Annotated in this window: 17 protein-coding genes and 1 pseudogene; 9 read left to right on the forward strand and 9 right to left on the reverse strand. The window is 34.5% G+C overall.

Features of this window, described 5'->3' with window-relative positions; translation table 11 throughout:
* Positions 1-1062: 1062 nt before the first annotated feature.
* Positions 1063-2178, reverse strand: coding sequence for a glycoside hydrolase family 88 protein (locus EM308_RS17735; protein WP_231560031.1), 1116 nt, complete (start codon positions 2176-2178; stop codon positions 1063-1065).
* Between the two features lie 209 nt (positions 2179-2387).
* Positions 2388-4676, reverse strand: coding sequence for a hypothetical protein (locus EM308_RS17740; protein WP_035639176.1), 2289 nt, complete (start codon positions 4674-4676; stop codon positions 2388-2390).
* A 457-nt stretch (positions 4677-5133) separates the two neighbouring features.
* On the opposite strand from EM308_RS17740, the gene EM308_RS17750 reads away from it, so the two are divergent.
* The 4 genes from EM308_RS17750 (at position 5134) to EM308_RS17765 (ending at position 13382) form a co-directional block, all read left to right on the forward strand.
* Positions 5134-9186, forward strand: coding sequence for a hybrid sensor histidine kinase/response regulator transcription factor (locus tag EM308_RS17750; RefSeq protein WP_051877838.1), 4053 nt, complete (start codon positions 5134-5136; stop codon positions 9184-9186).
* 78 nt (positions 9187-9264) lie between these two features.
* Positions 9265-10146, forward strand: coding sequence for an AraC family transcriptional regulator (locus tag EM308_RS17755; RefSeq protein ID WP_035638588.1), 882 nt, complete (start codon positions 9265-9267; stop codon positions 10144-10146).
* Between the two features lie 88 nt (positions 10147-10234).
* Positions 10235-11002 (forward strand): phytanoyl-CoA dioxygenase family protein, encoded by a 768-nt coding sequence (locus EM308_RS17760; RefSeq protein WP_081907321.1) that lies wholly within the window; start codon positions 10235-10237, stop codon positions 11000-11002.
* 235 nt (positions 11003-11237) lie between these two features.
* Positions 11238-13382, forward strand: a complete 2145-nt coding sequence (locus tag EM308_RS17765) for an alpha-N-acetylglucosaminidase (protein ID WP_035638585.1) — start codon at positions 11238-11240, stop codon at positions 13380-13382.
* Between the two features lie 185 nt (positions 13383-13567).
* Here the strand turns inward: EM308_RS17765 and EM308_RS18145 are convergent.
* The 3 genes and pseudogenes from EM308_RS18145 to EM308_RS17775 all read right to left on the reverse strand — a co-directional run.
* A pseudogene (locus EM308_RS18145) lies at positions 13568-13690 on the reverse strand (IS982 family transposase); the annotation flags it as partial.
* A gap of 58 nt (positions 13691-13748) precedes the next feature.
* Positions 13749-15851 (reverse strand): right-handed parallel beta-helix repeat-containing protein, encoded by a 2103-nt coding sequence (locus EM308_RS17770; RefSeq protein WP_035638583.1) that lies wholly within the window; start codon positions 15849-15851, stop codon positions 13749-13751.
* A gap of 9 nt (positions 15852-15860) precedes the next feature.
* Positions 15861-17789 (reverse strand): glycoside hydrolase family 97 protein, encoded by a 1929-nt coding sequence (locus EM308_RS17775; RefSeq protein WP_035638581.1) that lies wholly within the window; start codon positions 17787-17789, stop codon positions 15861-15863.
* A gap of 420 nt (positions 17790-18209) precedes the next feature.
* Between EM308_RS17775 and EM308_RS17780 the strand changes: the two genes are divergently transcribed.
* Positions 18210-18899 (forward strand): carboxylesterase family protein, encoded by a 690-nt coding sequence (locus EM308_RS17780; protein ID WP_035637083.1) that lies wholly within the window; start codon positions 18210-18212, stop codon positions 18897-18899.
* A gap of 217 nt (positions 18900-19116) precedes the next feature.
* On the opposite strand, the gene hisS is transcribed toward EM308_RS17780, so the two are convergent.
* On the reverse strand, positions 19117-20487 hold the full coding sequence (hisS, locus tag EM308_RS17785) for a histidine--tRNA ligase (RefSeq protein WP_035637082.1): 1371 nt from the start codon (positions 20485-20487) through the stop codon (positions 19117-19119).
* A 295-nt stretch (positions 20488-20782) separates the two neighbouring features.
* Here hisS and EM308_RS17790 point away from each other — a divergent pair, with 295 nt between their 5' ends.
* Positions 20783-22027: an ABC transporter permease gene (locus tag EM308_RS17790; protein ID WP_035637089.1), complete on the forward strand. Its 1245-nt coding sequence runs from the start codon at positions 20783-20785 to the stop codon at positions 22025-22027.
* A gap of 234 nt (positions 22028-22261) precedes the next feature.
* Here EM308_RS17790 and prmC read toward each other — a convergent pair whose 3' ends face one another.
* Together prmC and EM308_RS17800 are read right to left on the reverse strand one after the other, a co-directional pair.
* The gene (gene prmC / locus EM308_RS17795; protein WP_035637081.1) at positions 22262-23116 is read right to left on the reverse strand and encodes a peptide chain release factor N(5)-glutamine methyltransferase; all 855 of its coding nucleotides are present in this window, start codon (positions 23114-23116) and stop codon (positions 22262-22264) included.
* Positions 23117-23267: 151 nt separating this feature from the next.
* Complete coding sequence (locus EM308_RS17800; RefSeq protein ID WP_035637079.1) at positions 23268-23753, reverse strand: GNAT family N-acetyltransferase; 486 nt, start codon at positions 23751-23753, stop codon at positions 23268-23270.
* Positions 23754-23859: 106 nt separating this feature from the next.
* On the opposite strand from EM308_RS17800, the gene ribD reads away from it, so the two are divergent.
* From ribD to EM308_RS17815, 3 genes are all read left to right on the forward strand, one after another.
* Positions 23860-24903 (forward strand): bifunctional diaminohydroxyphosphoribosylaminopyrimidine deaminase/5-amino-6-(5-phosphoribosylamino)uracil reductase RibD, encoded by a 1044-nt coding sequence (ribD, locus tag EM308_RS17805; RefSeq protein ID WP_035637077.1) that lies wholly within the window; start codon positions 23860-23862, stop codon positions 24901-24903.
* Positions 24896-25498, forward strand: a complete 603-nt coding sequence (locus tag EM308_RS17810) for an HAD family hydrolase (protein ID WP_035637075.1) — start codon at positions 24896-24898, stop codon at positions 25496-25498. Before ribD ends, EM308_RS17810 begins: the two co-directional genes overlap by 8 nt.
* A gap of 86 nt (positions 25499-25584) precedes the next feature.
* Positions 25585-26214 (forward strand): IMPACT family protein, encoded by a 630-nt coding sequence (locus tag EM308_RS17815; RefSeq protein ID WP_035637073.1) that lies wholly within the window; start codon positions 25585-25587, stop codon positions 26212-26214.
* Between the two features lie 30 nt (positions 26215-26244).
* Here EM308_RS17815 and EM308_RS17820 read toward each other — a convergent pair whose 3' ends face one another.
* A complete protein-coding gene (locus EM308_RS17820; RefSeq protein WP_035637071.1) occupies positions 26245-26649 on the reverse strand; it encodes an acyl-CoA thioesterase in 405 nt (134 codons plus the stop codon).
* Between the last annotated feature and the right edge of the window lie 174 nt (positions 26650-26823).

A 26823-nucleotide genomic window follows, 5' to 3' on the forward strand; every position in this document is an offset into this window, starting at 1 on the left:
TTATTTTTAATTATACCGATATCGATATAGTTCCTTTTGCTGTTTTCAAAACTACCTTGATATTGATTTCAAAATGGGCACAATCGTCTTTTTTTGGGCATAAAACGTCTTTTTTTTAAAACTAAAATAAAGTCAAACAATTGATAATCAGTATTTTATATTCCAAACACTTTGTTTTATAAAAATTCTTTCTTATTTTATATTTTATTTACATGAAATCAATCAAAAAAAAAGTGTTCGAAAACACAATATTTATATTCTCGATACGCCCTTGTAAGTAAATTTTAAATGAGAAGATTATTTTAGTCAACTAACTAGTTGGGGCGAATTCGTTTTTGATGATAATTTTTTGTCAGTTCGACTGATTTTCGATAGAAAATTGAATGGTGAACAAGAAAAATTTCATTAAAAACGATTCTTGATACATTTTTTATTCCGTTTTACTCCACAAAAAATACTACCAAAGACGGTTTTAATAATTTCACCCAATGGATTGAACTAATCGTTGAACACTATTTTAACACTGAATCCACACTAAATCCTGAGCAGTTTTTTTCTTGTTCAGCTTATTCCTGAAATACCTCTTGTTGAATTTATAGCTGATGAGCCAAGATAGCACAGCACATAGCTGCATGTCATACTGAAAGTAGCGCTGCAAGTGCTCCATAAAAAAAGACTTGGTCTGTAAGTATTGCAAATGCCTTCAACAAAAACAAGTTTGAGGATTGTGCATATAGAAAAAACGTAGATGCTGCTATTTTCATTAAGACTGACGTTCTTATCGTAGTGAACTCCATTATGTATAGCGACCCAATACTAGAAATTGTTTTTACATTATTCAAAAACAAAACCATTTTTGATAATGAATAGGAATCCAAAAAGTAAATACAAAAAAATAGCGTGTTAGCACAAAAGGCATAAACACGCTATACAGTCTAGCTCTATGGCAGACTTGGAGTACAAATCTACACTATAAAAAACAATAACCTGAGAAGAATAAAATTTAGATTTATTTGGAAATCAACTCCGAATCTAGGTGTTTGATTTATAATCCCACACCGATTATAAATACCATTTTTGATAACGCAACAATGCTTCTAGAAAATAATAATCGGCATACGTAAGCGGAACATCAACTTCACTTTTACCAGGCAGAGAACCAACACTGTGCTTCAATAAATATCCTCCATTAGTTCCTAAATCGGCTCTATACTTTGGAGTTGATAATGATTTCAAAATGGTTTTGGCCACATCAATATAATCCTGTTTTTCTTTTCCTGAAGTATATTGACCCAATTCTAATAAAGCCGAAGCATAAAGGGATCCCGCCGACACATCTCGCAAAGCATTTTGAATATTTGGAGTATCAAAATCCCAATATGGAACCTTATCAGACGGTAATTTAGGATTGTTCAAAATGAATTTAGCAATTCCTTGCGCTTGTTTTAAGTAATCGAGATTTTTTGTAAAACGGTACATCATGGTGTAACCATACAATGCCCATCCTTGGCCTCTGCTCCATGCACTGGAATCAGAATACCCTTGAGCGGTAACTTTCTTGCGTACTTCTCCTGTTTTTAAATCATAATCCAGCACATGATAACTGCTGAAATCGGGTCTGAAATGATTTTTAATCGTCGTATTGGCATGGGTTTCGGCTATGTTTGCAAAACTTTTGTCGCTACTGTTATGGCTTGCCCATTCCAACATTTCGAGATTCATCATATTGTCAATGATAACAGGACCTACAAAACCCTTTTGTTTCAGAGCCCCCTCGGTAACCTCCCATGACTGAATCACTTTGGCATCCGGGCGGTAACGTGTTGCCAGTGACTTGGATGATTGAAGAATCACTTTTTTGTATGCTGAATTTTTTGTCAACCGATAGGCGTTTCCAAAACTGCAAAACATCATAAAACCTAAATCATGATTTTTTGTATAGTATTTTACAGTATCCAATATGGCGAGTCTCTTCTTGGCTTCCTCCATAATCGATGGATTTTTGGTGTATTCATAGATATACAAAAGAGTCCCGGGATAAAAACCGCTACACCACCACCAAACATCAGAACTAACATTGCGATTGTTCTCAAATGTTTTAGGCATTTCATTAGATGGTGTTGCCTTTTCTAAATATTGATACTGCTTTTCAGCAAATACAAAATTGTCTTGAATCATTTTTTTCATCTCAAAATGATCCTTACCAGTATCTTTCTGGGCAAAATTTGCTAAGCTAAAAAAAGAGCATAAGCATATAATAAAAAACTTTTTCATTACATATAAAGTTTGATTAGATTAAGGTGGGATTGCCAACAAATGCCATACCGCATAAAGCGATTAAGGCTAAAGAACTATATTTATTTTCATTGGTTTGATGCAATAGCAAATCAATATCCCTCTGCTCTTGTTAAAGTTATAGGATTGGTTTTAGTTCCGTTTATTTTTTCATACAAAATCCATGTGCTGTTCCCTTTTCCTTTTTCCAAAGTCCAACTTCTTTTCGGGTCAGCTAATTTTCTTTTTAGATCATCAGGGAAAGCATTGGCTGCTCTGGCATCTTCCCAAGTTCTAATGGCTTTAAAGATTTGATATTTTTGAGGACTACTTTCAACTGAATTCTGATCGAGTCCCAACATGTAAGTCGCTCCAACGCCGACTGAAATTGCTTGAACATGCTCATAATCTTCTACTTTAGAATTTTTGTTTATACTAAAGTTCCCCCCAAAAGTTGCAGGAAAGAAATTAGCAAAAGCAACATCTCTAAGATCTTTTCCTTCACTTGTAGAGCTTCCCCATACCCTTTTCTCTACATCGTACATGTTTGTACCGCCACCTACGTTCCAAACGCTTTGATAATGCCAAGAACCTTCAGAAAGTGTGGCACCTGTAATTCTCAAATCAGGTATTTTATAAGAAGCAGCTCTGTCAAACATTTTTCTAAAAAATCTTTTCACACCGTAATATCCCTGACCTGTATTGAAAAGAAATTCTTGTCCATCCAAATCCATAAAATACATTCCGTTAATTTTTGCCACATCAGCATAATCTTCGGCTATCTTATCCTGCAAATCGATATTAGGAACCAATCCATCATAACCCCAATTAATAGTCACTTGCATTTTGTAGATGGTATCGTTGGCCTTGTGATTTGCTGCAGTAGTTCCCCAATACCCTCTTTTTACATTTTTCAAAGTATAAGGATAAGTAGAGGTAACTCCCAAATAATGAATCAATTCCTTTCCTATCTTAATCATATTTAAACTTTTGCTGTGTCCTTCCCAACTTCCAATTTCCTCCAAATGTTTTGGATCATTCACCTGAATAATTGTATCTGTAGCATTAAGGTTTTTTGCTAAAAGACGTCTTTGCTGGTAACACAAACTGTCACTTGGAATAGGACTAGCATCTTTGGATCCCTGAGACAAAGCTGTACAAACAGTATGTCGTCCGAAAGTTATTCCTAAAGGAATACATAATTCAGAAAATTCTTTATGTGATTTATTTCCTGATGTGAATTTAAAAGGCTTTTCCTCGAATGCTTTTCCATCAATGTATCCTTTAACACCACGATTCGGTCTGTAATTAGGCAAATCATTTGCGTGAATTGCCTTAAACCCTAATTGTTTCGTATAAGAAGGAATACTGTCAAACAGATTTCCAGAAGTTGTGACATCCGGAATATATCTTGACGGATCTTTTATCCATTTTCCATTTACGGTAGGATAGGGTAATTTTTCGGATAACACTATATTTTGCAATACATCCATAAGAGCTATATTGTCCGGGCTACCCCATAGTGCAATTGAAGAACCGATATAATCAACTTTTGGAATTGCAGGAACATCAATATGATTTGGAATATTAGCTTCCTTCATTGGAATTAATGAAAATAAAATTTCTCTTCTCTTTGTTCTATCTAGAGAATGGTAAGTGATATAAACACGTCCTTTTTCGTCGATCAAAGCCGAGTTTCCGTATAAAATTCGGTAATATTCCTCAGGATGACTGTAAAAATAAACGTCAATTCTTCCTTCTCCTCCAATTGAAAAAATTTGTCCCTCATGTAAATCACTTGGTAAAGGAAAACGTTTTGGATCTGGGCTATGAATCATATATTGAAACGGAGCAGCATCTCCTACAGTACCAGAAATTCCGCCAGTAGTTTGATCGTTCAATGCCATTGCTCCAATTGCGTAATTGACCACTTTGGTCGTATCTCTGGCTACACCAATCATTTCTCCAAACAAATTCGTGATATTAGTATGATAAGACCCCCATTGAATATCATCTATACCTTCTCTTTTAGTAAGTGATTGAAGTGTTAATTTCAAATATTTTGCTTTTGGCGAAAGCACCACTTTTGCTACTGAACCATTTGAATAATTCAACGTAAAAGTTTTGGTTTTGATATCGTATTTTGCCTGTTGTGGTTCGTAATATTTCTTTTTATGACTATCGTACAAACACATCAGCGGTGATGGTTTGTCTGTTGGACTAAACTCGCGATTGGGAGTTACAGTCGTATTTTTCATGCTAGTAATAAATCCCTTGTTATTGACATGGATTTTGAAATAATTGCTTTTAAAATCCCATTGTGCTTGAGCTTTAAAGCCAAATAAAGAAAGTAGAAGAACAATGGAAAGACTTCTACAGCAAACTAATTTATTTTTCAACATATTTTTCTATTTGTTATTATTCTATATTATTAAATACTTTTTACCATTTTTACATAGGAATATATCGTTATAAACGTATTGTACTCATATTCCCTTTTATGAGGAATTTGTTTTTACAAAGCATTGGTTCTGTTTATTGGTTCGTAAAAGTACCTTGACATTGACTCCAAAGTGGACACAATCGTCTTTTTTTGGGCAGAAATCGTCTCTTTTTTTTAGATTATTTTTTTATATAATTAATTGATTAAAAAGATCATACCTGATTTTAAAAAATCTATTTCTTATTGTATAGCCAAACTTTTGAATTTTCTATTACTTTTGACCAGTTATGTAATCATAAAGATTGATTTTTTCATGATAATTATCGAACTTTCACTTTTTCATTCATTAATTGTGAAATTCAAATATTTCAATAACACACATGCACCCTTAATCTTACAAAATTTAATTTTTTTTAATGCTTTTTAAAAATCATAATCTAGGATCACTTTTTTTAGGAATTTGCTTTTGGACTTTATTTTTTTTAACTTCTAAAAGTTTAGCTCAGACTAATTCATTATCATTTAATCGTTTGGATGTTACTAATGGTCTTTCAAACAATTCTATATTATCAATCACTCAAGACTCCACTGGTTTTATGTGGTTTGGTACTACTTATGGCTTAAACCGATATGATGGGAGTACAGTAAAAGTTTTTAAAAATGACCCGCAAGATAAAACCAGCCTATCTTCCATTGATTTAATAAGAACCTTAATAGTCTGTAAAAACAACACTATGTGGGTGCAATCGAATAGCTTGGATTTATATCATTCAAAAGATAATTCCTTTGAAAGCATTATTCCTCAAAAAGAAGGCGTCAAAAAAATATTACTAGACACAAAAGGTAATTTATGGATTGGAACAAAAAACCAATTAAAATTTAAAACTGCCAAGGGGAAAAAAATTATACCGATCACAATTGCAAAGGGAAACATTTATGTTTCAGAACTTTTCGAAGATCATGAAAAACACATTTGGGCAGGAACCTCTGCAGGATTATTTGAATTATTTTTTTCCAATAAAAAACTCATTATAAAAAGACATTTGAGTTCCATATTTAAAAACGGTGAAAATATAGATCAAATTAATTCCATTGTCCAAGATAAAAATTTAAAATATTGGATTGGAACAAAAACAAGAGGGCTTTATCTTTTTGACAAAAAATCAGCACTGCTGACACACTTTTTAAAAAATAACAATGACAAAAATTCATTGGTAAATAATAATGTGCGTAAAATTTTGCTCAATAAAAATGGATCGATTTGGATCGGTACCCAAGATGGATTATCCATTCTAAATCCCTACACCCACCAATTTAGCAACTACCAACACGATCCATCCAATCCAAATAGTTTAAGTCAGAACTCTATCTATGATGTTTTTCAGGATAAAGATGGTTCCGTCTGGATAGCGACTTATTTTGGAGGAGTCAACGTGGTTTATTCGGTAAATACTCCTTTCACTATTTATCAAAATAACATTAATAAAAATAGTATCAGCAGCAATATAATAAGTCCAATCGCCGAAGACAATAATCACAATTTATGGATTGGTACAGAAGCCGGAGGTCTAAATTACTTTGATAGAAACAATCAGCAATTTAGCAAATATAAAAACAATAGTAATAATAAAAACAGCCTAAGTTCCAATTTGGTTAAGACCATTGCCATTGATAAGGATCAAAATTTATGGATTGGTGCAGGCGATTATGGAGGCTTAAATTTGTTTAATCCCAAAACCTCGAAGGTTACAACTTTTAGACGAAATACCGACAAAAACACTATAGCCTCAGATTGCATCACCAGCTTAGTTATCAACAAGCAAAATATTTTATTTATTGGAACCGATTTGGGGTTAAACATTCTTGATATTACCCATCAAAAATTCAGTTTCATAGCTCTCAAGGGAAAAACATTTATTGACAAATCTATTTACACACTATTTGAAGATAAAAAAGGATCTATTTGGATAGGAACTTTGGGAGGAGGAATTCATCTTTATAAAAATTCAAGAATACAGTATAAAATTTTTAAAGACAGCTTACACAAACCATTCAATTATAGTGTTAACTGCTTCTACCAGGATAGTCAAGGCAATATGTGGGCAGGAACCTCACGTAATGGATTAGCATTACTCAACCCGGAAAACAACAGCTTTAAAATTTTTAATATCAAAAATGGTTTACCAAGCGACAATATATCAGGCATCATAGAAGACAATGATTCAAACTTATGGATAAGTACAGATAATGGCTTGGTAAAATACAACCTAAGTTCAAAAACTTTTAGAACTTTCAACATGCTTGATGGTCTCCCTGCCAATCAATTTAATACCAATTCTGTTTTAAAGGATCATCAGGGACGACTATTTTTTGGAACGTTTGACGGTTTAGTCAGTTTTATACCTAAAAACATAGCGATAAACAGGATTCCACCAGATGTTGTGCTGTCTAACCTCAAATTATCAAATGCCCCTGTCAAAATAAACGATGAAAACGGTATTCTAAATCAAGACATCAATTTCAGCAACACCTTGACTTTTGACCATACTCAAAATAATTTTACAATTGAGTTTTCGGCATTAAATTTTATAAAATCAAATAAAAACAAATATGCGTACAAGCTTGATGGTTTAGAAAAAAACTGGAATTATGTAGATATTCCATCTGCTACCTATATCAATATACCTGCTGGACACTATCATCTTTTAGTCAAAGCAGCTAATAATGACGGTATTTGGAGTAAGAATGTCAAAAAAACTGAAATTGTTATACTTCCCCCTGTCTGGAAAACCTGGTGGGCCTACCTTATCTATTTTGCGACAGCCTTTGCAATAGCTTATTACATCTTAAAGTTTTTCAAAACAAAAGCAGACCTTAAACAAGAACTTTATTTTGAAAAAATGAGGCTGGACTTTTTCACCAATGTTTCCCATGAAATCAGAACTCCATTGACCCTTATTTTAGGACCTATTGAAAAATTAGAGCAATTAACCGCTGAAAACACACAAGCTAATAAATATGCCGTCAGCATTAAAAATAATACTGAACGTTTGTATCGATTGGTAAACGAATTATTGGATTTCAGGAAAGCTGATTCCGGTAACTTGAGCCTGAATTTTTTTGAAAAGGATATTGTTAGTGCTTTAAAATCGGTCTTTGATCATTTCCAACCCCTTGCCGAGTCCAAGCATATTCGATACACATTTAAAAGTAGTGATCCACAAATTTTGGTTTATTTTGACAAAGATCAAATAGAAAAAGTGTTTTTTAATTTACTATCAAATGCCTTCAAATTTACTCAAAATGAAGGCAGAATAACCCTAAAAATTGCTCTAAAAAACCGAACAGTAAAAATTACTGTAACCGATAATGGCAAAGGCATTGACATTGATAACATTGATTATATTTTCAAAAACTTTTATCAAGCCGGAAAAAATATAGGAACAGGTATTGGTTTGGCACTGTCAAAAAGTTTGATAGAACTCCATAAAGGAAAAATAAAGGCGGCTAGTAAACCGGCTACAGCGACCGAAGCAGGAAAAACTACTTTTACAGTTGTATTACAATTAGGAAAAAATCATATAAACGAGATTGATATTACTACAACGCCTACTATCGAAAATCCGATTTATGAAGAAGTTAATAATTATACAACAGAAGATTATATTGCCTCCCCTGTTATTGAGAACGAAAGTAAAACCGCACATATTTTAATTGTAGAAGACAATGATGAAGTAAGGGAATTCATCAAACAATCTTTGGGAAATCAATATCATGTTTCTGAAAGTAAAAACGGGTTGAAAGGCTATAAAAAAGCGATTCAGAATCTTCCTGATTTGATTATCAGCGATGTTATGATGCCTATTATGGATGGTTTGGAACTTTGTAAAAAATTAAAAACAGATGTACGTACTTCTCATATTCCGGTAATTATGCTAACAGCCAAGTCGGCTCCTATACATCAAATACAAGGTTTACAATATGGCGCCGATGCCTACATTACCAAGCCTTTCAGCGATCAATTTTTGCAACTTAATATTCGTAATCTCTTATCCTTAAAAAATGCCTTGCAAAAGAAATATAGTGAGCAGTTATTAAAATTGCCTATTATAATAAGTACAGAATCGTCACAGGAAGAGATATTCCTGCAAAAACTGCAACAAATCATCGAAAATAATATTTCCAACGCCGATTTGGATATCAGTTTCATTACTTCAGAAATTGGTATGAGTAGAGCCGTTTTGTACAAAAAATTTAGCGCACTTACCGACCTTACTTTAAACGATTATATAAAAAAACAGCGTCTAAAACACGCAGTCGAGTTATTTCAAAAAGGTGAAACCTCTATCCTATCTGTTTCAGAACAAGTAGGTTTCAATAATGCTAAATACTTTAACCGCGAATTTAAAAAAGTATACAATATTTCGCCTAGCGAGTATATCAAAAACAAGGGACAAACGGAGAATTAACTTTGGTTATACTTATTAATCATTTTAATTCCTTTTTTCATTGTATTTAAATTGTTTAAATACTGTAACTTAATTATAATGGAAATAGATATCAAATCAACCAAAGAAAGAACTATTATCGATTTTCAGAAATCTGGCTACATTGATTTGTGTGTCTTAGGAAGGTACAAGTACAATAAAGCTGAAAAAAAATTAGAAGAGCATGTCCATGAAGGAATGATAGAAATATGTTATTACGAAAAAGGAAGCCAACTATTTGTCGTAAATAATAAAAAATACTTGGTAAAAGGAGGCGATATTTTTATTCATTTTCCTGGCGAAATACATAGTTCTGGAGGTGCCCCTGAAGGAAAAGGATCTATGTACTGGCTTATTATAAAAACAACTTATAACAATCCTAAAACAGGCGATTTAACTTGTGCCAATGTATCTTCCTTATTGAGAGAGTTAATAGACCTAAACATTCGACATTTCCATGCTGGTAATGAGGCAAAAAAAATACTAGAGGCCATTTTTCAAAACGAGGCTTCTAAAGAAAATAAAACAATCAAGAACATTAGAACAGAACTGTTGCTACAGACTTTTTTATTACAACTATTTGATATAGTTGTAAAACGAAAAGAAAAAATTGTTGACCAAAGGTTGCATTCTGTTCTGGATTATATTTCGACTAATCTTACAGAAGATATTTCAATAACAATGCTAGCCAAGGAAACTAACCTTTCAGAATCCAGATTCAAAAATTGGTTTAAAACAAACACCGGTTTCACACCTGCGGATTACATCCAGAGACAACGCGTTTTTAAGGCAATCGAAATCATACAAGAACAGCCTGATATTTCACTTGCGACCCTTGCCTATTCGCTCAATTTTTCTACAACACAATATTTCTCGACCGTTATGAAAAAATATACCGGTAAAACTCCAACGCAAATTAAAGCTAAAGGAACTTCATCATAAACGACTTTTCTGTTCAAAATAGTATTACAATATTCTACAGAACAACTTGTGTTGACAATAAATATATCTTTATCAAAAAATAAAAAAAATGAATGAAGATCTTATTCTACAATCACAAATTGATTTTTTTAACAAAAACGGCTATCTATTAGTTGAAAATTTATTAACTGCAGAGGAAGTCAAAACTTACCAAAACTTGTATGAGGATTTCTTATCAAATAAAATCGATGCTTCAAGATACCGTGGAGACTTAGCGGGTGAAGCCGATGGTACTGTTACAAATAAAACCGTTGAACGCATTACTCAAATAATGGTCCCCAGCCGAATTTATCCGAATTTATTACACCAACCTCTTCATCAAAAATCACTGGCTATTGCCCGTCAATTATTAGGAGATGATATTGCTCTTGATTTTGATATGCTCATTAATAAAGCTCCGCATACCAACACACCTACTCCTTGGCATCAAGATTGTGCTTATTGGATAAGTATGCCTGATACCCGAGCAACTAGCTGTTGGGTAGCATTAGATGAGGCTACAAAAGAGAACGGATGCATGTGGTACGTGCCTAAATCTCACTTAGAACCTACAAGATTACATGAGCCGTCGGCAAAAGGAGGTGCTTTACAATGCCAAGCGAATGAAGAAGAAGCAATAGCAATGGAAATAAAACCCGGTAGTTGTGTATTTCATCATGGGGGTACTTTGCATTACAGCAGAGGAAACAGTACCGATAAGCAACGTCGCGCCTTTATTACCAATTTCAGACCTGATGAAATGATTCGCTATGAAAGAGAGCAAGGATATAACCATACAGGTGAAAGGAAAGTCCGAGATGATAGAGCAAAAAAATAGATTTACGCTAGATTATACATCATCTAACAACATTCCAAATTTTATTTCATTTGGCTAAATTTCTAAGTAATATTCAACAAAAAAGAACGTCAGAGATTAAGAAAAATAGCGGTGTAAAAGTAAAGTCACTTACATGAACATACATTATTTTTGTCCTAGATAAAGTGGTTAATATATTGCTGGATTCGAAAAGGAAATAAATAATCTCACCAACATAAAAAAACTAAATAAAAAAATGAAATCAACGAAAATAAGCTTCCTTATTGTTTTATTGTTCTTTTTGGTTGTCGTAAAAGCTCAATCAATCTATCAACCTGTAAAAGAATTGGCACAGCGACGCATACCTTGGTTATCCGAAAAAATATCTTTTTCATCTATACCGAAAGAAAGCGGGAAGGATGTATTTATTTTGCAAACAAAAAATAACCGTCTTGAATTATCAGCATCAAGCACCAGTGCTGCAACCAAAGGACTAGGATATTATCTTAAAAATTATTGCCATCGTTCCATGTCACATATGGGTGATAATCTTTCTGCTGTTGACCAATTACCTGTAATAAAAGAGCCGCTAAAGATTATATCCAATGCAGATATACGATTTGCTCTGAATTATTGCACCATTAATTACACCATGAGCTTTTATGGCTGGAAAGAGTGGGAACATGAACTAGACTGGATGGCCTTGAATGGTGTAAACTTAGTGTTGGCTCCAATTGGTGTAGAAGCTGTTTGGCAAAATACTTTGCAAAAATTAGGCTATAATGAAAAAGAAATTCTACAATTCATTGCAGGCCCAGCTTTTTCAGCTTGGTGGCTGATGGGCAATTTGCAAGGCTGGGGAGGTCCTATTACCCAAGGCATTATTAATCAACAGTCGGATTTAGAAAAAAAGATATTAGCCAGAATGAAAATATTTGGCATGCAACCCGTGATGCAGGGTTTTTACGGCATGGTGCCCAATACTTTGAAAGATAAAGGAATAGATATATTGGAACAAGGACAATGGGCAGGCGGTTTTCAACGTCCAGCATTTCTCAAACCTGATGATAATTTTAAAAAGATAGCAGCCCTCTATTATGATGAGATGAAAAAGTTGTATGGTAGCGATTTGCATTATTTCTCTGGAGATCCTTTTCATGAAGGAGGAAAATCGGGTGATATCAACGTAGCAGATTATGGACGACTTGTGCAAACCGAAATGCAAAATCATTTTTCTGGGAGTACATGGGTATTGATGGGGTGGCAGATTAATCCTTCATCAAAAATTTTATCAAAGCTGGATAAGTCAAAAGTACTAGTGCAAGAATTGTTTGGAGAAAATACGGCTAATTGGTCTAGCCGAAAAGGATATGAAGGCACACCATTTATCTGGTGTACCGTAACCAACTTTGGAGATAAAAATGGTATGTATGGAAAGCTACAACGTTTTGCCAACGAAGTATACAGGGCAAATAACAGCGAATATGCTTCCCTCATGAAAGGTGTGGGCATTATGCCTGAAGGGATACATAATAATCCTGTAGTGTATGATTTGGTTTTGGATCTTGCCTGGCACTCAGAGAAAGTAGAAACTTCAGATTGGATTAAATCGTTTGTTGATGCTCGTTATGGAAAATCCAATAAAAAAATACAACAGGCTTGGGAGATTTTTTTGCAAACCATTTACATCAGTTTTAATAAATCATTGGAAGGCCCACCTGAGTCGGTATTTTGCGCGAGGCCTTCCTTGAAAGTGGCAAGTGTTTCTTCATGGGGGACAAGAGAGAGGAACTATGATGTTGTGAAATTTAAAGAAGGAGTCAAACTTTTTGTGGATGCCTCAGATGAAATGAACAACAGTGCTACCTATCAAATTGATAAAATAGATTTTGTAAGACAGGTTTTAGCCAATACGGGTGAAAAAGTGTATCAAGATATGGTAACAGCTTTTGAACAAAAAAATATTAACCAGTTTTCAAAACAATCTAACTTGTTTTTGTCTATGATAAAAATGCAAGATTCTTTGTTGAGTTGCAATGAACATTTTCAGGTTTATTCATGGCTAAAACAGGCTAATGATTTTGGAAAAACATCTATCGAGAAAAGTATAGCAGTAAAGAATGCAAAAATGCAGATTACTTATTGGGGACCGGATAATTCAGACACTAATCTTCATGAATATGCAAACAAAGAATGGAGTGGGTTGATGGGGCATTTTTATTTACCAAGATGGGAATTATTTGTAACTAGGTCAATCGCAGAGTTGAAAGGAGATACCTCTGCCTCCATACCTGATTATTTTGCATTTGAACAAAACTGGTGCAATAAACCAGATATGTATCCACCCCTAAAAATTTCAAAAACAAAACAAAGTCAAATTATAAAAGAAATACTAAAATAACCTGTTGGTATAATTGTTTAAAATTGAAAAAATACCATTTTGTTCATTCCGTCTCGTCTTTTGTGACGAGACGAAATGACAAACTGACAAGTCTTAACTACACAATTCACATATTTTAGTAGCAAAATCTAATTAAGCCCAACGAGTTACTTAAATAACTAATACCGTAAACCCGTTGGGTGTAATTAAATGTATTGATTTTTAATATTGTTTATAGATCTGTCAAATACAAATTTATTGATGTATTGAATCAAAGTCAATGCTGTTTTCTTTGTCAAAATTCTAGTTTTAAATCCCATGAAGATTTTGCATAATTTCTTCTATTTTCATTATTAATATTAATCCGTCCCAAATTAATTTAGTTACTTATTTTTTTTTTAAGGTACACCCGATTTTGTCAAAAGGTAATTTGGGAAAATCTTTAATTTTTTTAAAAACTTCGGCATCTTCTTTAAATCCTTTTAAAGGATCATTTATGTCTACAAAACCAGGATCATTTGGTGTATCCCAATTATTATAAAATTCTCCCATTGAGCTTTCTCCATGAATTACGTTTTTGATATTTACAAATAAATTACCATTAAAAACATTACGTAACGACATTTCAGCTCCTTCTTTCCAATAATTCACCAGTTCAGGATAGGCCGTTGAATAGGGAGGCTGGGTATAATTCACCAGATTTAATCTTTGATCAACAATAGCTCCTTTTACAGTCATAAATTTCCCCCAATTGTTACCGCGATTATCCAAATGAATTGCATAAGGAGAATTTATAAAAATATTATTGTAATAATGATTGTCTTTTCCGCCTCCTATCATCACAGGCTTAGAACCTGCTTTGTAATAAATGTTACCGTAAACTTTTCCATCACAAGCCAAATCATCGTGGTAAGTCGCCATAACACTGTGTCTTGGACTTATCTCTTTAAAATAATTATAACGAATAATATTTCCCCTTTCAGAAGGATCTCTTCCATAATAAATAGCTCCTTGGTCATCAATTTCGGTACATACATTGGTTATTTTACAATATTCTATAACCTGCTCATTTCCATGAAAAATAATAGCCATACTTGGCGCATTAAATATATCACAACGAGTGACCCTATTTCCTACTCCATCGATCCATACTGCTGGCCTATACGATTTTTCAATACGGTTAAAATCATGTATTTGACAGTTCTCTACAAAACTATTTCCTCTTTCAAGAGTGAGACGGTCGCCTCCGCTAAGAATAACACCTCCGGCACCCGTATCATAAATGTAGCTATTTGACACACCGTTATTTGTTCCTGCCTGACGGTTCAAAACCGGATTAGCATACAGAGCGCCTGCCATTCCTCCAATTTCTCTTGAAATTTGAGCTCCGGCATTTGCCATATTGTGCAGTTTTTTGTTATCATTGGGTATATTACCTTTGCCCATACTAACACCAGCGCTTCCTAAATTTCTTATCGTACAAGAGTCAACAACAGCATTATGTGCATTCTCGATATAAACTCCAATGCCTCTAGAATTCTCAATCGTTAATCCTTTAACTAAGACATTTTTACAATTTTCTATAGCAAAAAGAGGCGCTTTTAATGTCAGTAATCGTAATTCTTTAATTTCGCCTTTCGGCATGAAATATATCTTTTGCGCCTTTGCATCAATTGCATATTCACCTGGCGTATCAATTTCTTCCAAAAGATTAACTGCGAACCATTGCAAAAAAGGCTTCCCCGAATTAAACTGATAATTCGTAAAATCGGCCATATGAAAAGTACTATCCTGATAATTTATTTTTTTCACAGGAATCATATCATCGGCATACCCATACCCGAAATAACCAGACAACCATACTTCGTCTGCTTTTTCCCAACGTTTTGGCCGATCAGTATCAAATTTAAAGACGGGTAGATTTCCTGTTTCTTTATCTTTTTCATTTCCACTAACCAGTACTTTCCCAATAGGTTCCATAGAGTCATTTGGCCATCTTGACATTTTTAACGGTTCCCCATTGACTACTAATTCGCTCCAGCCTTCTTTACTCGCACGACCAAATCCCACAGCATGTATCCTTTCTATGGAAATACCCATTTTCCCAAAATCAATTTCATAAATTTTGTCAACAAGAGCCTTGTCAATCCGACTAAGAATTTGTTTATCTTTTATTTTGATTGCTTTATTTACTGGAATTACCATATCTCCTGACACAGAAACTTTTTGTCTATTATAAGATTTGATTGTTAAATCTTCTCTATTGACTTCGATCGTTTTATTCACATGATAATTGCCTTCAAGAAGTTCAATGACAACAGCTCCCTGCATTTTACGACTTTTTTCGATAGCAGATTGAATAGTCCGTAATGGCGATTTTATTTCTCCGCTCCCATTATCATTCCCTTTTGGAGATACATAAATTTTTGTTTGGGCATTTATACTCAGCCCCCACAAAAATATCAAAGCATAAACTATATTTTTTTTCATTTTTCCTATTTAATTGTCGACTATTTTAATTTCCTCAATAATCATTGTGCAACCACCTCTTGCAAGCAATTCTAATTTTAATTTTGAATCAGATGATATTTTCTTTTTTTCAATTTTGACATGGGTCGGAGTTTTAACTTTTTCTCCACCATCAGAATAAATTGTTGCCTGATATTTTTTTGAAGGATCTAAGAAATCAAATGAAAAATCAATAGTACGTTTCTCATTATTAGTCATACAACCCACGAACCATTTTGTCCCGCTACGACGTGCCACGGCAATAGATTCTCCTATATTTCCACTCAAAATTTTGGAGTCATCCCAAACTGTTGGCAGTTGGTCAAAAAACTCTAATTCCGGTACATCAAGTACATCCGCAGGGGCATCATACCAATATAAAAATTGTAACGGACTGTAAAACACAACCGAAGTTGCTAATTGATGTCCTGAAGTGTTTTTTAATAAACGAGCTTCATTTTTAATCTCCGGTTTAAATTCTTTGCGCTGAAAATAACATACTGTACAATCTGCCGCACCACAAAGAAAACGGGTAAAAGGTAAAGAAGTATTTGTATTTGCATCTGGAAATTCTTCATTCCCACGGACTCCTTCTTGAGAAAGTAAGTTAGGGTAAGTACGACTAAAACCAGTTGGACGGTATTCGTCGTGAATATCTACCATAATATTGTATTTGGCGCATTTAGCCACAGCCTCATGAAGCCATGTTGTCCATCTATAACTACCCACATTAACAAAACCAAATTTAATTCCCACAACTCCCCATGACTGATAGAGCGGAAGAATTTCGTCAAGATGATTCGTAAGTGCTCTTTGGTTTACGTAAACCCAAACCCCAATACCTTTCGATTTTGCATATTTCACGACTTCTTCCAAATTCAGATCATTTACCAATGAACGATCAGGATCTACTCGGTCATACCTACTTGGGTCTGAATTCATCAATGTTTCTGCACCATACCAACCGGCATCAAAATGCACATATTGCAATTTTCGTTTTTCGGCAAAGTCAATTGCAGTTTTTGCATCCTTTGTGGTGAGTGATACTATACGAATAATTTTTCCTGGCTTAATCCAATCCGTGTTTTTGATTTTTGATTCCGGATTTAAGTTCAGGTAAATATCATTGTTTGCCAATAAATCAGTAGGCTTTTCGGCAACCATAACCAGTTTCCATGGCATTTCAAGGGGCTCATATTCTTCTACCATGTCATACATTGAACTGCGAATAATATTTTCATCCCCTTTTTCAACCCTGAATTTAGTGCGACAAAAATTCACTACGGCAGCTTCACCCAATGTGGCATAAAGTCCATTATCAAGTTTTAATGTTAAAGGTCTTTCCGCCTCACCATTCCAATTCTTAATCGGCATCAATTGTGGATTCCCTTGTGCTGAATAAGTGAGATAACAAAAAGTTTTTTCGGGTACCACAAAGGTGGTTTTATCGGAGTTAATTTTCATAAAATCACCTCCCCGTCTGTATCCCGTTGCATTTTCTCTTTCTGCAAATACATATCTAAAAGCGATTCCCTCGTTATAGGCACGAACAACAACATGCAATTTAGTGTCATGCCCTTCTTGTTTAACGATGAATATTGTCTGATTATAATTATCTGTTATTACACTACGTTCACCATAAACAGGTTTCCATGTTGTATTGTTAGAAGTTCTTTCTTCTTTTTCTATTGTGAACCCGCTATCCCAACCATTTATTCCCATATTGGAGTTTAAGATAATCGCATTTCCACTATAGGAAATATTATAAATTAATTCCCCCTTGGCTTTTGGAGAATCTGCTGTACGAATATCCAGCTTCAGTTTGCCATTGGGAGACACTACCGTATAAACATCAGCGGAAAAAGATTTTGTTACCAATAATAGCATTACCGTTATGGTAAAAAAAGTTACTTTTTTCATTATTAGTTTTTTTAAAAAATCATTAATTAATTTCAATTATTTTATAAAATTATGTTTATTTATTTCTAAATATTTTAATTTTTGGTCATATTCTTTTCCTGATTTTAGAATTTATAATTACATCTATTTTCTTTTTTTCAAAGTACTTGTAAAATAAAGTGGATTGACATTAATCGAAAAATTTTGTGCCCCAAAAAACCTAATAATTACAATATTAGTTTTTATTTTTTGGCTGTAAAATAATGCAAAAACAAATCTAAACCAAAAAAAAACTCATACTAGCTCCTACTTGTTTTTATTACTTCTCATAACGTTTTTCTGTATAGTTATTTTAGGACTAGACAAATTCCCAAAAAACTTGCCTTTTTTAATTATAAAAACTTACTTTGCAACCCCATTTTTAAATAACACCCCCAATTCATGCGTTTAATTCTACTATACCTACTTACACTTTGTGCTATTCCTACCGTTCAGGCACAGCTAAAAGCCATCACAGACCAAACCGAATATCCTTTCTGGATTAATTTACCCAATCAAGAAGTGTTAGACAAAAAAGCTCCCGTCATTCTTTTTCTACATGGAAAAAGTCTGTCTGGAACCAATTTAGACCGTGTAAAACGATATGGCGTTTTGCGAGCAATAGAAACTGGAAAAGAAATACCAGCCATCGTGGTTGCTCCTCAACTGGCTTCGGGACCTTGGAATCCCGATAAACTTTTGAAACTTCTGGAATATGTGCAAAACAACTACAACACCGATTTATCAAAAGTGTATGTTTGCGGAATGAGTCTTGGTGGTTATGGCACTTTTGATTTTGCAGGCAAATATCCCGATAAAATCACGGCTGCCGTTGCCATTTGCGGAGGCGGAAATACCAAAGACGCTTGTAATCTGGCTACGATTCCGCTGTGGGTTATTCATGGAAACAAAGATTATATTGTCCCGCTTTCGGAATCCAAAAAAATGGTCAAAGCTATCCAAACCTGCAATCCCGATGCCAATCTTACTTTTACAGTTGTGAAAGGAGGAAATCACAGCAGTGTTGAACATTTTTTTAGAGAAGATAAAATCTACAATTGGATGTTAGAAAAATCCAAATTCATACCATAAATACAAAGTTGTTTTTCTCCTAAAACCATTAAGACATTAAGATTCATTAAGCCTAAAAACTTAATTTTCTTAATGTCTTAATGGTAAAAAGGGACAATCCTTTTTTGGTTTGCTTAGCATACATTCATAAAAACAAATTTCACAGATTGCACAAATTATTAATTCGTGCAATCTGTGAAATTCGCTTTTTTTTGACTTTCGCCTTTTGACTTATCTGTTATTTCAAAATATCTTTCAGTTCCTGTAAACTCACTTTTTTCTGTTCGCCAGAAACCAGGTTTTTCAAGCTGTATTGATTATCATTCATTTCTTCGCCACCCACAATTACTGCATAAGGAATAAATCGTTTGTCGGCGTGTTGGAATTGTTTTCCCACTTTTACATTGTCGGGATACAATTCTACTTTAATACCATCGGCTCGCAATTCTTTGATGGCTTTCATCGAATAAAAAGCTTCGTCTTCGCCGTAATTGATAAACAATGCTTTGGATGTTGAAGTTACTGCTTCGGGAAACAATCCTAATTCTTCCAGAACCAGATAGATTCGGTCAAGTCCGAAAGAAATTCCAACTCCACTCATGTTTTTCAAGCCAAAAATACCGGTCAAATCATCATAACGCCCACCGCCACCAATGGAACCCATGGCAACTGTTTTGGGCGCAGCCACTTCAAAAATGGCTCCGGTATAATAATTAAGACCTCTGGCCAATGTTACGTCCAAATCCAAACTGGCTGTAGACAATCCTAAATTAATAACATTATCACATATAAATCGTAGTTCCTCTACTCCTTTCAAACCTTCTTCAGAAGCGGAAAGTAAAACCGATAATTTTTCTATTTTCTCAGAAATTGTTCCGGTGAAATTGAACAAAGGCTGTACTTTGACAATGGCTTCTTCTGCAATTCCTTTTTCAATCATTTCTTTCTTCACGCCGTCCTCGCCTATTTTGTCGAGTTTATCCAAAGCAACAGTAAAGTCGATCAATTTATCTGATGCGCCAATCACTTCGGCAATTCCCGAAAGAATTTTTCGGTTATTGATTTTTATGGTAACGCCTGCAAGACCCAAAGCTGCAAAAACCGAGTCATACAACTGCACTAACTCTACTTCCTGCCACAGCGATTTTGACCCCACAACATCGGCATCGCACTGAAAGAATTCTCTGAAACGCCCTTTTTGAGGACGGTCGGCTCGCCAAACGGGTTGGATTTGGTATCTCTTAAACGGAAATTCAATTTCACTTTGGTGTTGCACAACGTAACGGGCAAACGGAACGGTCAAATCATAACGCAAAGCTTTTTCCGAAATGCTGGATGTCAATCGTGTGCTGTCTTTGGCTTCCAAATGGGTTTCATTGGCTTTTGCCAAATAATCACCAGAATTCAATATTTTGAATATCAAACGATCGCCTTCTTCTCCGTATTTCCCCATTAGGGTTTCGGAGTTTTCAAAAGATGGGGTTTCTATAGGTTGGAATCCAAATTTTTCGAAATTACTTTTTATGATTTTGATAATATATTGTCTTTTTGCCACCTCAGCAGGTGAAAAATCTCTTGTCCCTTTTGGAATACTTGGTTTTGAAGCCATTTATTTAGATTATTAGATTTTTGGATTATTAGATTTTAGATTTTTCGATTACACGATAAATCCTAAATCGACTGCAAATATCTTACTTTTAAAATAATTATGTTTGAAAAATTTGGGATTTAATTTGGGAGAACTCTTTTAACCATATAAGGCATATAAGAACATATAAGCCTGCACCTAGAAAACTTTAACTTATATGTTCTTATATGCCTTATATGGTGATTTTTTTAATGCGCCCTTTTAATTTCTCAAATAGTAATTGTAACAAAAAATGTATTTTCGTGTCAAACAAAGCATGATGCTAAAACTATTCAAAGAAAATATCCGAATTGCTTTTGGTTCTATTCGGACACAGCTATTGCGAACCATTTTGACGGTGATGATTATCGCTATAGGTATTACTGCCTTGGTCGGAATCCTTACGGTTGTTGCGGCGTTGGAGAACACTTTGTCATCGGATTTTGCTTCGATGGGGGCCAATACATTCAACATTAACCAATACGAAAATACCTCCCGTAGACGTGGCGGAAAGGAACGTGAAATCATCAACCCTATTATTTCCTATCCCGAAGCCGTGGCTTTCAAGAATAAATACAATTATCCTTTTACCGAAACCTCGCTGTCCTTTACTGCAACTTCGACTGCCGAAGTGAGATACGAAGCCCTGAAAACCGATCCCGAAATCAGAGTTTTGGGGGTTGACGAACATTTTTTGGTCAATTCGGGACTCGAGACCAATATGGGGCGGAATTTCAGCAATTTCGACATTTCCAACAATACTTACACTTGCGTAATTGGCTCCGATTTTTCTAAAGGAATCCTGAAAGACGTTAACCCGATTGGCAAAATACTTTCGATAAGAGGGGCAAAATTTAAAGTAATCGGAATCCTAAAAGAAAAAGGCTCCACTTTTGGCAATAGCCAAGATTTAAGAATTTTGATTCCGATTCAGGTTGCTCGTTCCTTATTTACCGCTCCAAATATCAACTACAGTTTGAGTGTTATGGTTGCCAAAAAAGAATTATTAGATCAGGCGATCGATTATGCCATCAGCAGCATGCGCAGAATCCGAAAATTAAGCCCCGTAAAAGACAATAATTTCGCTATAGTACGAAGTGATGATTTGATTAACAGAATCCTTAGCATCACACAATATCTAGGATTTGCATCTTGGATCATAGGAATTATCACCATCCTCGGGTCGTCTATCGCCTTGATGAACATTATGATTGTTTCGGTAACGGAACGCACCCGCGAGATTGGCGTCCGAAAAGCTTTGGGCGCAAAAAAATCAACTATTGCTTTTCAGTTTTTTATTGAAACATTGCTGATTGGGCAAATAGGCGGTTTGGTCGGAATTATTTTCGGAATCTTAATCGGTTTTGGACTTTCGACAGCGATGCATTTTGCATTTGTAATTCCGTGGGGAGCCATTATGGCTGCATTTCTAACGAGTTTTATTGTTGCACTTGTTTCGGGTTTGTATCCCGCTGTTAAATCCGCAAATTTGGATCCGATTGAGGCGTTGCGTTATGAATAATGTTTAATTGGCCACGGATTAAACTGATTTAAACCGATTAATTTTTATGATGTTATAAAAAACACGTTTTGTTCGCGAGATCCCAATGACATTAAGTTAGCGATTTCTCGATACGATTTTTCTAAATATAACTCTCGCAAAGGCGCAAAGGCGCAAAGAATTCCGTGTAAAACTTTGCGCCTTTGCGTCTTGGCGAGAAAATACAAATCTTAACTTAATAACATTGTACGAGAGCTAATGCGCTCCAAAAATCATCCTGTCGTTTCCATAAATATCCTTACGGAGTTCAATGTTTTTGAAATTCATTTTTTCAAGTAAATCAACCATTTCTTCTCCCAAATATTGATTGATTTCAAAATACAATTCTCCTGAAACAGACAAGTTTTTTTGAGCCAATTCGGCTATTTTTCTGTAAAAAAGTAAAGCATCATTATCGTCGACAAAAAGCGCTAAATGAGGCTCATTGTCTAAAACATTTTTCTTGATTTCTTCTTTTTCGAGATTTCGAACATACGGCGGATTCGAAACGATGATATCAAATTCCTGACCTAAATCCGTTGTCTCAAGTATGTTTTGCTCCATAAAAGTAACGTCAACCGAATTACTTTCGGCATTTTTTTTGGCTGTCGCCAAAGCTTTTTCGGAAACATCAATTGCAAAAACCTTGGCATTTGGAAGATTCTTGGCTAGCGAAACTGCAATACATCCACTTCCTGTCCCTATGTCTAGAATTTTTAGATTTTGACTTTTGTCTTTTGACTTTTGACTTTCAATTATCCAATCGACCAATTCCTCCGTTTCTGGCCTCGGAATCAAAACGGTTGAATTTACTTCAAATTCCAATCCATAAAAACTTGTTTTCCCTAATAAATACTGAATCGGAATTTCCAATTTCAATTGTTCCAAAATCGAATTCCAAACCTGAATTTCTTCATCAGAAAGCACCAAATCAGGTTTCAAAGCCAAATCAACTCTTTTCAATTGCTGTTTTTCTTCCAATATCAAATAGAAAAAACTCTCTGCTTCGCCTTCATCATATATAGATGCAAGCTCCTGAATAAATTGGGTTCTGTATTCTTTTATTTTCATTTAATGTAAAAAAAAAAATTACTATTATGATTTAGAAATATCTAAAATTTAACCGCAAGGTCCGCAAAGGAATCGCAATGTACGCAAAGCTTTGTGTACTTTGTGTAATTCTTTGCGTTCTTAGTGGTTAATTTATAACGGGATACATTTATCATAAATCTTTCAGCATCCAAACTGGACAGCTCGTATGCCCTGTGCTTCCCATTGGAGAACAAATATATTCGAAACCTGATTTTTTATACAACTTTTGAGCATCATACATAAAAGGCATCGTTTCCAGATAGCATTTCTCGAAACCAAATTCTCGGGCACTTTGCAAACATTTCTCCATCATTTGATTTCCAATTCCTTTTCCACGAATTTCCGGAAGGAAATACATTTTTTGTAATTCACAGAAAATTTCTGCTTCATTTGCGAGTGGTGCCACTCCTGCGCCACCAACGATTCTCCCTTCATTTTCTACTACATAATATACCGATCTTGGCTTATTGTATTCTTCAAACATCAAATCGAGATACGGATCTTCATAAGCCGTTCCTACTTTCGGGATGTTCAATTCATCAAATACAGCTCTTATCAATTGGGCAACCGACTGATTGTCTTCTTTTTGAATTTTCCTGATCATCCAATTATCCATAAAACACACTATTTATTAATCAATATGCAAAAATAGCCAATGTAAATGGGAAACATCCCAAGTTTCAAAACTAAATCTTAAACTCAAAAATCACTACTTTTGCAAAGTGAAAATACATGAAAAATACATAAAACGCTGCATAGCTTTGGCCAAAAACGGACTAGGAGCAACTTATCCCAACCCCTTGGTGGGAAGCGTTATTGTTTATGAAGACAAAATCATAGGCGAAGGATGGCACCAAAAAGCTGGTGAACCCCACGCCGAAGTCAACACCGTGAATTCGGTTAAAGACAAATCACTGTTAAAGAAATCCACAATCTATGTAAGTTTGGAACCGTGCAGTCATTTTGGAAAAACGCCGCCCTGCTGTGATTTGATTATAAAAAATGGGATTCCAAATGTCGTTATCGGAACGGTCGATCCAAATATAATGGTAGCCGGAAATGGTATCAAAAAATTAATCGAAGCGGGTATTCATGTCACTGTCGGAATACTCGAAGACGAATGTAACGAACTCAACAAACGTTTCTTTACTTTTCATCAAAAGAAAAGACCTTATATACTATTAAAATGGGCTCAAAGCCAAGACGGTTTTATAGCGCCACTTGAAAAATCAGAAAAAAAACCAGTTTGGATCACCAACAGTCATTCCAGACAATTGGTTCATAAATGGAGAACCGAGGAACAGTCCATTTTGGTAGGAACTCAAACTGTTATTGATGATAATCCCAAACTCAATGCTAGAGATTGGTATGGAAACAACCCGATTCGACTGGTATTGGATCAGTACAACCGGATACCAAAAGAGAATGCTGTTTTGGATAATCAGACAAAAACAATAGTCTTTACCAATTCCAAAACCGCTATTTCAGAAGAAAGCACTACCTTTGAAGTTATTAATTTTGAACAAAATATAGCCGGACAAATTGCTGATTTACTTTATAAACACAATATTCAATCGGTTATTATTGAAGGCGGTCTTCAAACTTTGCAGACCTTTATCGATGCCAATCTTTGGGATGAGGCCCGAATTTTTACAGGAAAAGCGTTTTTGGGAAATGGAATCAAAGCTCCCTTGATACCAAAAATAAATTCCGAAAAGTATACAATTGAAGAGGACGAACTCACAATAACAAGAAACTATGATTGATGCTATAATTTTTGATTTTGGTGATGTGTTTATCAATTTGGACAAACAAGCCACCTTGGACGGGTTAAAAAATCTTGGCATTTCCCATTGGAACGAAGATTTAAACCAACTGAATTTGCAATATGAAGTAGGAGCAATTTCGGAGGAAGATTTTTTGGGCGGAATCCAGAAACACACTAACAATGCTGCTATCGAAGATATTGCCAAAGCCTGGAACGCCATACTATTGGACTTTCCTTTGTACCGTTTGGAATTTCTACAAATGCTTTCTCAAAAATATCGCTTGTTTTTGTTGAGTAACACCGACGCCATACATATTGACACTTTTGAACAAAAAACAGGCACTTCATTTTACAGCGCTTTTTACCAATGTTTTGAAAAAATATACTTTTCATTTGAAATTGGAATGAGAAAACCCAATCCCGAAGTTTATAATTTTGTACTCGATCAAAACGGGTTGCAGGCAAAACACACATTATTCATTGATGATAAAAAAGAAAATACAGATGCTGCAGAAGCACTTGGACTTCCAGTTTGGAATCTGCAAGTAGGAGAAGAAGATGTAGTTGATTTATTTGAAAAAGGTATAATTTGAAAATTAGAAAATGAGGCAATTAGATAATTTATATTAATACTTCAAATTGATTTTTGACATTGCCTCTTACCATTTATTTTTGATTTTTGAAAATGAAAGATACCTATAATACTATTGCATCGCCTTCGGAAGAATCTTTATTCAAAGAAAAAAACAGTAAATTTTACGGTTATGCTTTCCCTATAGAATCAGAGGAAGAAGTAAAACCACTGATAGAAATCCTAAAAAAACAACACCCAAACGCTGTACATTATTGTTATGCCTATCAATTGGGATCTGAAAAAATTCAATATAGAGCCAATGATGACGGTGAACCCAGCGGTACGGCTGGAACCCCCATTTATGGACAAATACAATCTTTCGGACTTACTAACGTTCTTATAGTTGTGGTTCGGATTTACGGCGGAATAAAATTAGGGGTTGGTGGATTGATTTCGGCTTATAAAACTTCAGCACAAATTACTTTGGAATCTTGCGAAATAATCGAAAAAACAATTGATGTCCCTTTTCAAATTTCTTTTGATTATAAAAATATGAACAAAGTCATGCGGGTAATTAAAGAAAAAAAGCTAGAAATTGCATCTCAAGAGATGTTAATAAACGAAGAAACCAATCTGCCAATTGGAAAAATCACAGTAAAAACAAGAAAAAAAAATGCCGAAACAGTATTCGACGCTTTTCAATCATTGTTTGAAATAGACATAAAAAAACTATAATTCCTCAGTTAAAAGAAATCATTTTGAGGATTATTCAAAAGATTTAACCATATCTAAAATGTAATCCGGAGGTGCAATTGGCCTACCCGTTTTTAGCGACACAAATACCAACATAAATTGTGCAGTTGTTAATAACTCTTTAGCCTCGTTATATATAGCACAATCAAATTCTATCCTCACAGACGTCAGACTTTTGAAAACAGTATGTATGGTCAATAACTCATCATATACTGCCGATTTTTTAAAATTGATATTCATGTTCACTATTGGTAGCCCAATACCGTTCTCTTCCATCATTTTATATGAAATCCCTTTGTTTCTAAGCCATTCAACCCTTCCTATCTCAAAATAAGGTATATAATTCCCATGATAAACTACCCCCATTTGGTCTGTTTCCGAGTAACGAACACGCACTTGAATCTGATGATCTTTCATTAATTTTTACTTTAAATTTTATTTTTCAAAAAACCCCTTTACAAAAATATTTTCAAAAATTATAGTCCAAAACATTTTTTTTTACTGATAATTGTTCACATATTTGTTATTCCAAAAAAAGAAAATCTTTTGCATTTTTTTTTGTAAGACAATAATCACCCTGATAACAATAAT

The organism is Flavobacterium gilvum (assembly GCF_001761465.1).
In the GTDB taxonomy this organism is placed as follows: domain Bacteria; phylum Bacteroidota; class Bacteroidia; order Flavobacteriales; family Flavobacteriaceae; genus Flavobacterium; species Flavobacterium gilvum.

What these genes read in the sequence shown, in the direction of transcription:
- EM308_RS17735 (WP_231560031.1), bottom strand. Translation starts at nt 2,178, where the DNA reads ATGATTCAAGACAATTTTGTATTTGCTGAAAAGCAGTATCAATATTTA.
- EM308_RS17740 (WP_035639176.1), bottom strand. Translation starts at nt 4,676, where the DNA reads ATGTTGAAAAATAAATTAGTTTGCTGTAGAAGTCTTTCCATTGTTCTT.
- EM308_RS17750 (WP_051877838.1), top strand. Translation starts at nt 5,134, where the DNA reads ATGCTTTTTAAAAATCATAATCTAGGATCACTTTTTTTAGGAATTTGC.
- EM308_RS17755 (WP_035638588.1), top strand. Translation starts at nt 9,265, where the DNA reads ATGGAAATAGATATCAAATCAACCAAAGAAAGAACTATTATCGATTTT.
- EM308_RS17760 (WP_081907321.1), top strand. Translation starts at nt 10,235, where the DNA reads ATGAATGAAGATCTTATTCTACAATCACAAATTGATTTTTTTAACAAA.
- EM308_RS17765 (WP_035638585.1), top strand. Translation starts at nt 11,238, where the DNA reads ATGAAATCAACGAAAATAAGCTTCCTTATTGTTTTATTGTTCTTTTTG.
- EM308_RS17770 (WP_035638583.1), bottom strand. Translation starts at nt 15,851, where the DNA reads ATGAAAAAAAATATAGTTTATGCTTTGATATTTTTGTGGGGGCTGAGT.
- EM308_RS17775 (WP_035638581.1), bottom strand. Translation starts at nt 17,789, where the DNA reads ATGAAAAAAGTAACTTTTTTTACCATAACGGTAATGCTATTATTGGTA.
- EM308_RS17780 (WP_035637083.1), top strand. Translation starts at nt 18,210, where the DNA reads ATGCGTTTAATTCTACTATACCTACTTACACTTTGTGCTATTCCTACC.
- hisS (WP_035637082.1), bottom strand. Translation starts at nt 20,487, where the DNA reads ATGGCTTCAAAACCAAGTATTCCAAAAGGGACAAGAGATTTTTCACCT.
- EM308_RS17790 (WP_035637089.1), top strand. Translation starts at nt 20,783, where the DNA reads ATGATGCTAAAACTATTCAAAGAAAATATCCGAATTGCTTTTGGTTCT.
- prmC (WP_035637081.1), bottom strand. Translation starts at nt 23,116, where the DNA reads ATGAAAATAAAAGAATACAGAACCCAATTTATTCAGGAGCTTGCATCT.
- EM308_RS17800 (WP_035637079.1), bottom strand. Translation starts at nt 23,753, where the DNA reads ATGGATAATTGGATGATCAGGAAAATTCAAAAAGAAGACAATCAGTCG.
- EM308_RS17810 (WP_035637075.1), top strand. Translation starts at nt 24,896, where the DNA reads ATGATTGATGCTATAATTTTTGATTTTGGTGATGTGTTTATCAATTTG.
- EM308_RS17820 (WP_035637071.1), bottom strand. Translation starts at nt 26,649, where the DNA reads ATGAAAGATCATCAGATTCAAGTGCGTGTTCGTTACTCGGAAACAGAC.